The 13207-nt window shown below is 55.1% G+C and carries 12 protein-coding genes; 8 read left to right on the top strand and 4 right to left on the bottom strand.

The features are described from left to right. Window positions 1-132: 132 nt before the first annotated feature. Complete coding sequence (locus tag D777_RS00660) at window positions 133-1437, top strand: hypothetical protein (protein ID WP_051668896.1); 1305 nt, start codon at window positions 133-135, stop codon at window positions 1435-1437. On the opposite strand, the gene D777_RS00655 is transcribed toward D777_RS00660, so the two are convergent. Beyond that, window positions 1418-2236: a TlpA disulfide reductase family protein gene (locus tag D777_RS00655; protein WP_036127615.1), complete on the bottom strand. Its 819-nt coding sequence runs from the start codon at window positions 2234-2236 to the stop codon at window positions 1418-1420. The two genes, D777_RS00660 and D777_RS00655, sit on opposite strands and share 20 nt — an antisense overlap. Window positions 2237-2551: 315 nt before the next feature. Between D777_RS00655 and D777_RS00650 the strand changes: the two genes are divergently transcribed. Further along, window positions 2552-3895 (top strand): DEAD/DEAH box helicase, encoded by a 1344-nt coding sequence (locus tag D777_RS00650; protein ID WP_036127612.1) that lies wholly within the window; start codon window positions 2552-2554, stop codon window positions 3893-3895. Window positions 3896-3983: 88 nt separating this feature from the next. On the opposite strand, the gene D777_RS00645 is transcribed toward D777_RS00650, so the two are convergent. Together D777_RS00645 and D777_RS00640 are read right to left on the bottom strand one after the other, a co-directional pair. Then, complete coding sequence (locus D777_RS00645) at window positions 3984-4697, bottom strand: OmpW/AlkL family protein (protein ID WP_036127609.1); 714 nt, start codon at window positions 4695-4697, stop codon at window positions 3984-3986. Window positions 4698-4854: 157 nt separating this feature from the next. Beyond that, the gene (locus tag D777_RS00640) at window positions 4855-5325 is read right to left on the bottom strand and encodes a winged helix-turn-helix transcriptional regulator (protein WP_036127606.1); all 471 of its coding nucleotides are present in this window, start codon (window positions 5323-5325) and stop codon (window positions 4855-4857) included. 90 nt (window positions 5326-5415) lie between these two features. Here D777_RS00640 and D777_RS00635 point away from each other — a divergent pair, with 90 nt between their 5' ends. Continuing rightward, a complete protein-coding gene (locus D777_RS00635; RefSeq protein WP_036127601.1) occupies window positions 5416-6528 on the top strand; it encodes an NADH:flavin oxidoreductase in 1113 nt (370 codons plus the stop codon). 49 nt (window positions 6529-6577) lie between these two features. On the opposite strand, the gene D777_RS00630 is transcribed toward D777_RS00635, so the two are convergent. After that, a complete protein-coding gene (locus D777_RS00630; protein ID WP_036127598.1) occupies window positions 6578-7213 on the bottom strand; it encodes a TetR family transcriptional regulator in 636 nt (211 codons plus the stop codon). Window positions 7214-7415: 202 nt separating this feature from the next. On the opposite strand from D777_RS00630, the gene D777_RS00625 reads away from it, so the two are divergent. The 5 genes from D777_RS00625 to D777_RS00605 all read left to right on the top strand — a co-directional run bounded on the left by D777_RS00625 (window position 7416) and on the right by D777_RS00605 (window position 13190). Then, entirely contained in the window at window positions 7416-8999 is a 1584-nt protein-coding gene (locus D777_RS00625) for a flavin-containing monooxygenase (protein WP_036127595.1), read from the top strand. Window positions 9000-9113: 114 nt separating this feature from the next. Beyond that, window positions 9114-11120 carry a phospholipase effector Tle1 domain-containing protein gene (locus tag D777_RS00620; RefSeq protein ID WP_051668895.1) on the top strand — a complete coding sequence of 669 codons (2007 nt, stop codon included), beginning with the start codon at window positions 9114-9116 and terminating at the stop codon, window positions 11118-11120. A 3-nt stretch (window positions 11121-11123) separates the two neighbouring features. Further along, window positions 11124-11723 (top strand): DUF2931 family protein, encoded by a 600-nt coding sequence (locus tag D777_RS00615; protein WP_036127593.1) that lies wholly within the window; start codon window positions 11124-11126, stop codon window positions 11721-11723. Window positions 11724-11895: 172 nt separating this feature from the next. Beyond that, window positions 11896-12495, top strand: coding sequence for a DUF2931 family protein (locus D777_RS00610; RefSeq protein WP_081849423.1), 600 nt, complete (start codon window positions 11896-11898; stop codon window positions 12493-12495). A gap of 98 nt (window positions 12496-12593) precedes the next feature. Continuing rightward, window positions 12594-13190, top strand: coding sequence for a DUF2931 family protein (locus D777_RS00605; RefSeq protein ID WP_036127591.1), 597 nt, complete (start codon window positions 12594-12596; stop codon window positions 13188-13190). Window positions 13191-13207: the final 17 nt, after the last annotated feature.

The raw sequence follows: 13207 nt of genomic DNA, 5'->3' as shown, positions 1-13207 counted from the left end.
TATAAGGATACTCGCAGATTTCCGGATTGGATTCATGTCCCCTGTGTGGCGGTCTGCTATCGCGACAAATTGCTGATGGAGAAATCTGGATAGCTTCCTTAGTATCAGGTAAGGCCAATCCTGGAGTTCAACTTGCAGATATTTCGCTCGCTACTTGCCTACGTTGCCCTGTTTGCTGCGTTACTGTCACTGCTGCCGGGCATGGTCCTCCTTGGTGCCGTTTCCGTCGGGCTGGCGGTGACGCTTGGTTGGCGGGATCTGAGGCGGGTACCGAAGGCGGTGTTCACCATTGCGATTCTGATGGGCACCTATGCCTTGGGGAAGGACCCAACCCTATTGGAGGACGCTGTGACCAACATGACCCGTTTGGCCGGCCTTATCCTGTCTGTGATGTTGCTGTCATCGGTGTTGGGGCGATCCGGCGATCTTCAACGAATCTCGGCCAGCCTTTTTTCTGGCAAGCCGGGCCACCGTTACGTGAGTCTTGCTTTCGGTACGGCCCTGGTATCTGTTCCGTTAAACTTCGGTTCGGTGGCGGTGGTCGGGAGTCTGGTGGGGGAACGAATCCGAAAGGAGGGAGACTCGGTAGCCACTCGAAACGCCACTCGGGCTGTATTGAGGGGATTTGGGGCCTCGCCGATATTTTCACCGCTTTCGATTTCCGTGGTGTTGACCCTCACTCTGTTGCCGGGTTTGGCGAGTTTCCATCTCCTGTCATTGGCCATTCCTTTCGCAATTGCAATGATCCTGGTCGGGTTGATATTCCGGGAATCAGAGCCTGCCTCCGAACGGCAGGTAGGCGAGATCCAGGCCGGGAAGCCCACTTGGGCCCGGTTTTCGGGTTTGATCCTGGCTATCTGCATAGGCGTTTTTGTGCTGAGCCATCAGTTCCAGTTCAGTTATGCCCATGCGGTTACCCTGAGTTGCATGGGCGCCGTGATCGGGAGTCGGTTGATGGCCTGGAGCCGTGGAACCAACCCTCCGTTAACCAATATGGCCAACGTCAGCAATGAGCTGGCGATTGTGGGTGGTTCCGCCTTTATCGGTGCTGTCATCAGTGGTGTGGTGCTGGGGCAGATTCCGGATTCTTTGAACCTGCCCGGCTGGATCTGGCCAATGTTGGCGGCCTGCGTGCCCTGGTTCTTCTTTCTGGCTGGTCTGGCTGGTGTAAATCCGATTGTCGTGGGCACCCTCACCGGAGGTATCCTTGGTTCCATCTGGCCCGATAGCGTGCTGATCGGCCTGGGCATTGTGATGGTGACAGGTTGGGGGATAACGGCGTTTGGTACACCGTTTGCCGCCAATGCTCTGATCATGGAACGATTGACCGGGTATCGTGCCGTGGATGCGTCGCTGCGGTGGAGTCTCTGGTTGTCGTTATCTGGCCTTGCGGTTGCCAGCGGTCTGGGGGCTGGCCTTACTGTGGCACTGTCCTGATTTTCTCCAGACCTTGTGCCAGAGTGGCATGGGAAAGTTCACCCATGTGGCTGTCCACCAGAGTGCCGTCTGAACGATAGAACAAGGTAGTAGGCAGGCCATTTCCTCCAACCGCACGAGCCAGGTCGGCGTTGGTATCCCGATACAGGTTGTCCAGAATCAGCCCCTGTTTTTCGAGGAATCGTCGGATGGTTTCTGGCTGTTCCCTTTGATTGGCGAATACGAAGCGGACGTCCGGGTAGCGGCCCTGGGCTTCTTCAAGAACCGGCATTTCCCGGATACAGGGTGGGCACCACGTGGCCCACAGATTGATCACCATGGGCCGGCCTTCGGCGAGACGCTTGAGCGCAACGGTTTCATTCTCCATGGACGTCAGCGCGACGGGTGGCAGGCCTCGTGCCTGGTGCTCAATCATGCCGATGATCCCGGCTGTTGCTGCCCAGAAAACCAGGCCGGATGATGCTGCGATCGCAAGGGGGCGTCGGATGTGCGCATGGCGCCATAGCAGATAGGCCCCGCTGGCGAGAGCGCCAGCGATCCCCCAGACCACATCGAACCCGCCGTCACGGATATCGATGATCCCCATCAGATTGTCCTGATAGTGCTCAAAATACCCGACAACGAAGCCAATGCGGGCCACCACCATGGCCGATATAAAAATATCTCCGACGTAACCCGCGACTCTGACCTGGTAGCGCCGACCTAGAATGCCAGCGATCAGCAGGGCAAGAACAAAGGCGAGGATGAGGAGCAGGTGGCCGATAGACAGGCTCACGGGGCCGAGATTGACACTGTGCATAGGGGATCCATTGTCGGGACTGGTAGCGCCTCAGACGGACTTCGCTATAGTAAGTTCCCTGGCGCCGTTATATAAACACCTATAGCTAAAGGCCCTGAGCTCTGGTACTGTGCCCGCATCCTGCCTCTAGGGATTCCGCATTATCCGGCATCTGAAAGCCCTGTGCGAACCATCCATACGACCTGTCAGAGGACGTCACCCCGAAAACGGCGCGTGACCGTAGTCGTCTTTATCGTCCATGTGTAGTCATGGCATCTGCCCGCATTCGCCAATCGTGGTGTTCGTGGAGGCAGAGTAATCAAGAGTTGATCTTATATGAGTTTTTCTTCCCTCGGTTTGTCCGAGCAGTTGGTGCGTGCCACCAGCGATCAGGGTTATGAAACCCCATCCCCCATTCAGCAGCAGGCCATTCCCGCCGTACTATCCGGCAAGGACGTCATGGCGGCTGCCCAGACCGGTACCGGGAAAACGGCTGGTTTCACTTTGCCTTTGCTCCAGCGGCTGGGTGAGAAACCGCGTCAGGGCAAGGGCCCCAGGGCGCTGATCCTGGCGCCAACCCGTGAATTGGCTGCCCAGGTTCATGACAGTGTGAACCTCTATAGCCGGTATATCCCCACGAAATCCGCAGTGGTTTTCGGTGGCGTGAAAATCAACCCGCAGATGATGAAACTGCGCAAGGGGCTGGATGTGCTGGTGGCGACGCCGGGCCGGCTGCTCGATCTGTATCAGCAGAACGCCGTGCGCTTCAACGAAGTGGAAATCCTGGTTCTGGACGAAGCCGACCGTATGCTGGACATGGGCTTCATTCGCGACATTCGTAAAGTCCTGGATCTGCTGCCAGCCAAACGTCAGAACCTGCTGTTTTCGGCAACCTTCTCCAGTGATATCCGCAAGCTGGCACAGGGTCTGTTGAATAACCCGGTTCAGGTTGAAGTGGCTGCCCGGAATACCACAGCGGAAACGGTGAAACAGTCGGTTTACCCAGTGGATCAGAGTCAGAAAAGCGCGCTGTTGAGCAAGCTGGTTCGGGACAACAGCTGGGAACAGGTGCTGGTGTTCACCCGCACCAAACACGGCGCCAACCGCCTGACCCAGAAACTGGAAAAGGACGGTATCACCGCCGCGGCCATTCACGGCAATAAATCCCAGGGCGCTCGTACCCGCGCCCTGGCGAACTTCAAGGCCGGCGAAGTCCGGGTACTGGTTGCCACTGATATTGCGGCCCGGGGCCTGGATATCAAACAGTTACCCCAGGTAGTGAACTTCGAGTTGCCGAACGTACCGGAAGACTATGTCCACCGTATCGGCCGTACCGGTCGCGCCGGCGAGCGCGGCCATGCGTTGTCACTGGTTTGTGCTGACGAAGGCAAGCTGCTGGCGGGTATCGAAAAGCTCATCAAGAAGCAGCTTCCCCGCAAGGAAATCGAAGGTTTTGAGCCGAAGAACAATCTGCCGTTGAAGCCGAAGGCGAAGGCTGATCCCAGCAAGGCGAGAAACCGTAATGCGGGTCGCGGCACTAACGGTGGCAAGCCAGGGCAGGGTCGCAGTGGCAACGGCAAACCGGGTAATGCTGCCAAGTCGGCTGGCCGCAGCAATAATGGCGGGCGTGGTCGTGCGGGTGGTCAGCAGCGTAGCGGTGCTCGTCGGCAGAGTGCCTGACGTATAAAAAGGCGGGGCCGAAGCCCCGCACAGGAGAACGCACCTTCCGGCAGCCCACAGACCATGGAGGCTGCCGGAGGCACGGGGATCAGAATTTGTAAGTGAAGCCGACCATGTAGACCATCGGGTCGATTTCCACTTCGAACTCATCGGTTTCAGCCAAGTAGTTACCGGCACCGTCGTAGACTTTCACTTTTGCGTCGGTGTTGATGTCCGCCCACCAGATGGCCGCGTTCAGGCCGAAGTTGTCACTCAGCATGTAATCCAGACCGGCCTCCAGGGCCACACCAACGCTGTCGTCCAGTTCGAGCTCGCTGGAGCCGACACCCAGGGCGCCGTCCAGGTTCGACGTGGTTTTTTCTTCAAAGAAGATGGTGTAGTTCACACCAACGCCCACGAAGGGCTGCAGTTTGGATGAGCTCGCCATCGGGAAATACTGCAGTGTCACGGTCGGGGGAAGGTGCTTGGTTTCCCCGAGCTTGACGTCGTTGGGAATATCACCCCCACCGTTGATGTTGTGCTTGAACGGAGTCGCGCCCAATACACCGAGGCCGATGTGATCGGTGAACATGTAGGTTGCACGCAGCCCCAGCTGGCTGTTGTCGTCAACGGTCACCTTTGAGTCAACGCCTGCGCCAAGAAGCGGAGCGCCGCCGACCGTGATGGACTCACTGGAATCATCCGGTGCCACATGCACCACACCTGCACGCAGAATGAAATCGCCACCGTCGAAGGCTTGGGCGAGGGGGGCAGCTGCGAGCAGACCGGCAGCCAGGGCACAGAGTTTGAATTTACGGGACATTGTCATCTCCTTCACCAGAATCAGTAATGGCTACAGGTTAATGACGCGGGAATCCGGAAACTTGATTTGGCGCAAGAATCGCTTGCCAGTGGCCCTGGTTCAGGGCAAGTCTTGATTCAGCTCAAGAAAAACACCGTGAGGACGGCACTACGGATTGTCAGGCGGTGTTTTTCTTGCTGTCGGTGCTCTCGGCTTCGGGTATGAAGACGTCGCGGATGGACAGCGGGTTACCGTCGGCATCCTGAACGCCAACGGTATGAATGGGGCGACCGGTTGCGCGATCACGCAGGTCCAGTGGTGTCTGTTCCGGAGAGGGATTCCATTTGTCGCCCCATTGCCGAAGCGCGACAACAAGCGGGAACAGATCCCTGCCTTTTTCGGTAAGGCGGTATTCGAAGCGGGAGCCGTGTTCGCCCACATCCACTTTCCGAAGCACCTCGTTATCCACAAGGCGGGCAAGGCGGTCGCACAGGATGTTCTTGGCGATGCCCAGTTGTTGCTGGAAGTCCACGAATCGGCGGGTACCGTACATGGCGTGCAGCACGATCAGCAGGGACCACCAGTCGCCAACTTCATTGAGAGCGCGAGCGACGGAGCAATTGGAATCATCAAAACGTTTTCTGGCCATGTAGGTAAGTGTACCGAATAGGGTTGCATCTTAAAACCAGATTTAATAGGGTTGCTTTACGAAACCAAATTAATGAGGTTGCACACTATCATGAGCATGAATCTTGGTCCTATGTTTGAGCCGTTTGAAATTCACAACCTCAAGCTACGCAATCGCGTGGCCATGGCTCCAATGACCCGTAACTTTTCTCCAAACGGGGTTCCGGGCGAGAACGTAGTGGATTACTACCGCCGTCGTGCCGAGGCGGGCGTGGGCATGATCATTACCGAAGGCACCACGGTGAATCACCCGGGTGCCAATGGCTACCCCAACGTGCCGGCGTTCCACGGTGAAGAAGCCCTGGCGGGTTGGAAAAAGGTGGTGGATGCCGTGCATGAGGCGGGCGGAACCATCTTCCCGCAGCTTTGGCACGTGGGCGCTGTGCGCAAAGAGGGCACCGAGCCGGATCCTTCCGCTCCCGGCTACAGCCCGTCTGGCCTGTTCGCACCGGGCAAGCCCAACGGCAAGGCGATGACCAAAGAAGACATCCAGGACGTGATCAAAGCTTTTGGTGATGCCGCCCAGGACGCCAAGGCCATCGGTTTCGACGGCGTTGAAATCCACGGCGCTCATGGATACCTACTGGACCAGTTCCTGTGGGAGGGCACCAACCAGCGCGACGACGAGTACGGCGGCAGCCTGGAAAACCGTCTGCGTTTTGTGGTCGAGATTGTTGAGGAAGTGCGCCACCGCGTCGGCCCGGATTTTCCGGTTATGTTGCGTTTCTCCCAATGGAAACAGCAGGACTATGAAGCGAAACTGGTGAACAGTCCGGAAGAACTTGAGCGCTTCCTGAAGCCGCTGGTGGAAGCGGGTGTGGATATCTTCCACGCATCCACCCGTCGCTTCTGGGAGCCGGAATTTGAGGGCTCTGACCTGAACCTGGCCGGCTGGACCCAGAAACTGACCGGCGTACCGACTATGTCTGTGGGCAGCGTTGGCCTGACTGAAGATTTCATCAGTGGCACCTTTGCCAGCAAGAAGGATGCGGTGGAAAAAGCCGGCATCGACGAACTCGTGGAGCGCATGAACAACCACGAGTTCGAGCTGATCGCCGTTGGCCGGGCCCTGCTGCAGGACCCTGAGTGGCTGGTAAAAGTGAAAGAAGGACGCCTCGACGAGGTCGACTCTTTCGCCAAGAAATCACTGACCAAACTGTATTGATCGCGTTGTAGATCCCGCTGTGCCGCAGAGCTGAAAGCCTGCGGCTTTTTTATGCCTGCGATTGCCGGTCGCGGGTGAGGGCGTGCAGATCCAGCTCCTCCAAGTGTTCCACCATTGCGCCTCTGAACTGGCGATTGATGAAGCGCTCGGTTTCCTTTTGAATCACTTCCCGCTGCTCAGGCTTCTCGATGTAGTCCATCGCCCGGAACAGGATGTAGCGGATGGTCATGTGGGAAATTTCGTGGATAACCTCCGGCGTAACACCCGCAACCAGCTCCCTTTCCAGAATATCCTCCGCCATCTCCCGGGCACTGGCATTGAGCTGCGCCTCGAGGGCTCTCCGAAGAACCGGTGAGGGGCCGTGCAGTTCGCGAACGGCCACGGTCGTGGCGGCCGGGTTCGAGAGAAAGTAGCTGTACACGAATGCCACGGTATCGTGGGAGGCCTGTTCGGAGGTGTCGGCCATCTGCCGTAGCTGCCGGACGCCCGATTTCATGTCCTCGGCGATGTATCCCAGCACCTGAAGACCGAATTCATCCAGATTTTTGAAGTGTCGGTAGAAAGTGTTCGGGTTCAGGCCAGCCTCACGGGCAAGCTCCCGCAGCCCCAGGGACGTCAGGCTTCGGGTATCTGTTATCAACCTCAGTGCTGCCTGCACCAGTTTCAGTTTTCCGCCGCTTAACACTTTTACTCCTACCTCACCCCAATCTGCCAAACACCAGAAGCCGCAGGCCAGTGAGGACAACCACCTGTCAGCCAGGGCCAATCCAGAACCCGGGAGTATACAGCTGTCTACTTCTGCATGTATACATATGTCTACCGGTCACAGTTTGGCCGCTTAGACAATAACAGGCAAGGCTCATAAGGGTCTCTGAAGGAGAACAGCAATGACAGATAACGCACAGATTGCCATCATCGGTACCGGTTTTTCCGGCCTGGGTATGGCCATCAAACTCAAGGAAGCCGGTTTTCACGATTTTGTGATCATTGAACAGAGTGATGATGTCGGCGGCACCTGGCACGAGAACCATTACCCGGGTTGCGCCTGCGATGTGCAGTCAGCGCTCTATTCCTTCTCCTTCGAACAGAACCCCAACTGGAGCCGCATGTTCGCGCCCCAGCCGGAAATTCAGGCCTACCTCCGGCACTGTGCCGAGAAATACGGCCTGATGGAGCACGTTCGCCTGAATACCCACGTTGCCGGCGCGCGCTGGGATGAAAAGGCATCCGGCTGGACCATCGAAACCTGTGACAGCCCGAAACTGTGGGCTTACATGCAGAAAAATGGTCTGAAACCCGGTGACGAGCTGGATCGTTCCGATAAAACCCTGCCTAAATTCAAGAAACTGAAGGCTGATATCGTGGTGTCCGGCATGGGTGGGCTCAGCACCCCGGCGTACCCCGAGATCAAAGGCATCGAGACTTTCACCGGGGCCAGCTTCCACTCCCAGGACTGGGATCACGACTATGACTTCCGGGGCAAGCGCGTAGCGGTCATCGGCACCGGTGCCTCCGCGATCCAGTTTGTACCGGAGATTGCCAAGGATGCAGGCCATCTTGACCTGTACCAGCGCACCCCGCCCTGGATCATGCCCAAGCCGGACCGGGCAATCCGTCCGCTTGAAAAGGCTTTGTTCCGGAAATTCCCACAGACCCTGAACGCGTTCCGTCAGAGCATCTACTGGATGCTTGAAGGCCGTGTACTGGGATTTGTCGGCAATCCCCGCCTGCTCAAGGTGGGTGAGTTGCAGGCACGTCGCCATATTCGCAACCAGATCAAAGACAAGGAACTGCGTAAAAAGGTCACGCCGGATTTCCATTTCGGCTGCAAGCGGGTTCTGATTTCCAACAACTACTACCCGGCGCTGGACCAGGACAACGTTGATGTATTGACCGACGGCATCCGGGAAGTAAAAGGTAATGTCATTGTCGATAACCAGGGCAATGAGCGGGAAGTGGACTGCATTGTCTACGGCACCGGATTCAAGGCCCAGGATCCGATTCCCCGCGGCATGGTGTTCGGCCGTGGCGGACAGGATTTGCTGGATGCATGGCGCGAGGGCGCGGAGGCCTACAAAGGCACCACGATCGCCGGCTTCCCCAACTTCTTCATGCTGATGGGACCGAATACTGGTCTGGGCCACAGCTCCATGGTCTACATGATTGAATCCCAGGTTCAGTACGTACTGGATGCCATCAAGAAGATGCAGCACCGGCAGTGGAAGAGTGTGGAAGTCAAAGAGGAAGCGTTCAGCGAATACAACGCCTCCATTCACGCCAAACTGGGTGACTCCGTCTGGCAGACCGGCTGTCAGAGCTGGTATGTCAACGAGAACGGAAAGAACACCACACTCTGGCCGGGCTTCACCTGGCAGTTCCGTCAGCAGACCAAGCGCTTTGATGCGGAGCAGTATGTTTGTGAGACGTCAGGTGTGATCGAGGAAGGTGCTGAAGCGGCCCTGGCTGGCTGAGCGCTTGAATGTGACCGCATTGTGACATAACGTTCCAAGCTCGACATGCCACGGAGCCGGTGTGTCGAGCGACAGCAACCCAGGACGGGTTGCTTCCAGTAAACAGGGAACGTTATGTTTATCAAACACTTCTTTGATATCAGGCCAGAGGAACTGCGTCTGATTGAAAGCCCTCGTGTTGCCGCTGAAACGGTTCGCAAGGCGCTCTCCAGTCCCCATTCACCCCGGGCATCGCTGTTCTTCTATTCAATTCCGGGATTCGGTTCGGGAACAAAAAACAGCGAATATCCGCGCTTACTAGACAAGCTCGCCTCGGGAGAACTCTGTCTTATCTATTCCGGTATCGGCAGTGATACTCCCAGAAGCCCTGCGGTTGTCTGGCAAGACAGGTCAGGTAAATCGAGTGGCGGCTGGCGGTGTGCACTGTTCGGTGAATCTATTCCGGGACTTGAGAGGACGGTCGAGACACTGAACCGGAAGAGCGTCACTCCTGCGGATATAGACCGAATTCGCAGCCCGGGAGGAGGTGAACGATCCAACCCAGACGAGACAACTCCAAATCCTGGCCAGCACGCCGACCCCACTGACCACAAACTATCCCTGCCTCTGGGGGCTGCCGCGAGTGTGCTGCCCATTGCGGCCACTGCCAGTGACGAATCTGAGCCTGACGACAGTGAGGGCGTCCATGTTGTTCTCGGGTTGTTTACCGATGGGACGCTGAATAACTACGACAACATTGTGGAATTCCGGGAAAAAGCCAAACGATGCCTTGATCCCGATAAGGTCGCCCCAGCGGATATCGAGGCGTGTCGTGATCGTTTGGCCTTGGAGCTGGGTGACAGTTATGCCAATGCGCCTACAAATGTGATCAAGTTGTTTGATTTGTATAGAGAAGGTGAGCAGAGAGATAAAAATGCAAGAACGAGGTTTGTCAGGGAATACGAGCCTGGTGCAGGGACTCAGAGTGGGGAAAGTGATTCGGTTATAGGAATGGCAACAGGGCTCGGCGATACCGGAGTGATCGCTCAGGTTGAGCGGTTATTCAAGAAAGCTGCGCGAACGATTGCGCGAGACGTTGGGAATTCAAAGATACAAAGTATCTCTGTAGACCTTTTTGGATTTAGTCGGGGAGCTGCTGCTGCCCGCCATGCGAGCAATCAGATCCTGAAAGGAAAAGACGGGGAAATGGCCAAAGCCATGCTTGACCATGACATTAAATGGCCAGATAGAGTGACCGTCCGATTTCTAGGTCTGTTCGACACTGTAGCAGGGGTTGTTAATCCGACAAGACTGGATCTATCCCCAGGAAATGATCGCAACAGTCCCCTGAAACTTTATGTTAATCCGCACAAGGTTGTTCAGGCGGTTCACTTGGTAGCAAAAGATGAGAAAAGGGCAAATTTCTCTTTGAATAGCATCAAGCTGTCTGGTAACGATATTGCCGACAACTTTCGTGAGATCGAGTTACCTGGGGCACACTCAGATATTGGAGGCGGTTACCCCGAGCAGATCGTAGAGGAACTCCTACTCCATCCAAAACTGACTGTGAAAGGTTCGATGGTCAGATGGCCCAAGCAAACGCCTGAATGGGACGTTCTTAAGGCTTTGAGGTCGACTATCGATTCTGAAGGATGGGTTGGGCGTCATAGTTTAAAGCTCGATGATGGGAGATCCGCTTCCCTAAGGATTGATCAAGAATCGAATGAACATCCGTTGCCGGATGGGAGAGTAGATCTTTACCTGCGGATGAGGCGTTTGTTAAAGGGCGAATACTCTCACGTAAGCCTAAGGGTTATGCACAGGCTAGCGAGATCGGCTGGTGTCCCCCTGAAACCTATTCCGAATCGCCGTGATATGAGTTTACCGGGTGATCTGGAGGCGATTTTTGATTCTTTGCTAAAAGATATTACCAACGGCGAGGACGAACCAAGAGTTGGTGATCAAGAGCTGGCGTATATCCGGCAGCGTTATCTGCACCATTCGGATAACTACAATCTATTGGAAGGTTTAATTAGTGGTACCCCCTTCTCGTCAGAATACCCTTTCGATGAGTTCCTACACCCATTACGACCTAGTGCATCTCGCGCTAGGCTCATACATTTTAATGCCGAGAGTTCATGAGTGATGCTGAAAATTAAGGGATTAATGATCTGGCTAGCAATATTTCTATGTTCGTGTAGCTCGCTCTCAGGATCAGAGGAAAAAATTACCTGGTACTTTCAGCTTGCAACGCCTGAGCATTACGACATTTGGGTAGAGCACCTCCAGTTCGAACGATCTGGCGTGCGGCGCTGGTATCACCCTGCGGGATACATGAGCTGTTGCTGGAAAGGCCCAAGTGGACCATCTGGTGTTTCCGGCTTTATGGAACCCTTCCCAAACTTTGTGGCCATCCAGTGGTTCTCGTTTTCGGAGCAGAAGTTCTATCAGCGGCTGATCGAAATTCCATCAGAGTGGAAGGAGAGGATGAAAGAGTTGGCGCCGTCATACACTCCCAAACGGATGCGGATGACGCCGAGAGATACGCTGACATTTGGCTTGGCACCAGGTGGGGAAATTGTTGTCTGGATGATGAGCCAGATAGGCAATGAAGTCGAACTGGCTCGCTTTAAGGCGAACGAACTGGATCGTGATCCAGAGATCTATTCAGTCAATACCGAAGACTATCGCGAGCAGCATGGGGAATATCTGAAGCAGCATGGGATTCCCACGACAGGCTGGTAGTAGGTCTCTACGCCAGAAATCTCTGCACCATTAAGATCATTAAAACCTCTTCGAACTTTTGATTGGCGAATCCCAAACATCTTGGGAATTTCCATTCACAGAGTTACATCCGATGCGTTCTACGCTGTCTCGGGAGCGGAAATTGCTTTCCAATAAAAAGATGCAATAGATCATGATGATCCAAAAATATTTGGCAATAGCTTTACTTCTTTCTGCAACAGCCTGCAGCACGGTTTATCAACAGGTTGACGAGGTAACGTGGAGATTCCAGGTTGCCACACCGAAACATTACGATGTTTGGGTAGAGCACCTTGAGTTTGAACTATCTGGCGTTCGTCATTGGTGGCACCCGGTTGGCTACATGGGGTGTTGCTGGAAAGGCCCGAATGGGCCTACGGGTGTTCTGGGACGCATGGAGCCTTTTCCCAATTTTGTGGCCATCCAGTGGTTTTCGTTCGCGGAGCAGGTGTTTTACCAGCGGTTGATAGAGATCCCTCCTGAATGGAAAGAGAAAATGCGTGCGCTTGCGCCTATGGTCACACACGTTGACGTTCGCATGAGGCCGCGGTACATCCTGGCCTTCGGCTTGGCTCCGGGCGGAGAAATTGTAGTCTGGATGAAAAATCAAATCGGCAACGAGGTAGAGCTCGCACGCTTTCAAGCCAACAAGATTGAGCGTAGTCCGGCTATATACCGCAATAGTACAAAGGAGTACCTGGAGGAGAATGGTGCTTATCTTGAAAAACACGGAATTCCCCTGACCGGCTGGTAACCCTTAGGATAGGAGTACGTATGCCGCATCCACCCCTGACGTATCCAATGTAAGAGCGGGTTGTTCATATTGGTCACAGACCGTAATAGGGCATTGCGATGATTAAAGGGTTAGTGCTGGCGATTACCATACTGCTTTCGGCATGCAGTACTTCAGCGCCAAGCGAGGAAGAAACTATATGGTACTTTACCCTGGCGACGCCAAAGCATTACAGCATCTGGGTAGAGCACCTCGAATTCGAACGTTCTGGCGTGCGGCACTGGTATCACCCGGCAGGCTATATGAGCTGTTGTTGGAAAGGGCCGCACGGCCCTGCGGGGGTGTCAGGCAGGATGGAGCCATACCCGAACTTTATCGCTATCCAATGGTTCTCTTTTGCTGAGCAGAAGTTCTATCAACGCTTAATTGCAATTCCTGAACATTGGAAAGAGCGCATGAAAGAGTTGGCTCCACAGAAAACGCAGTTATACGGAACTGTTTATCGTCCGAGAAATTTTCTGACATTTGGATTGGCGCCAGGCGGGGAAATTGTCGTCTGGATGATGGGCCAGGTAGGTAACGAAGTCGAACTGGCTCGCTTTCAGGCGAATGAATTGGATCGTGATCCGGAGATCTACTCGGTCAATACTCAGAACTACCTTGAGGAAAATGGGGAGTTTCTTGAGCAGCATGGCATTCCAAAGAGTGGTTGGTAGCTCTTGGCGCACAAATA

The sequence above is a fragment of the Marinobacter nitratireducens genome, from assembly GCF_000708045.1.
Lineage (GTDB): Bacteria > Pseudomonadota > Gammaproteobacteria > Pseudomonadales > Oleiphilaceae > Marinobacter > Marinobacter nitratireducens.
The sequence above is the reverse complement of the archived record's forward strand: the minus strand, read 5'-3'. Positions and strand labels throughout refer to the sequence as shown.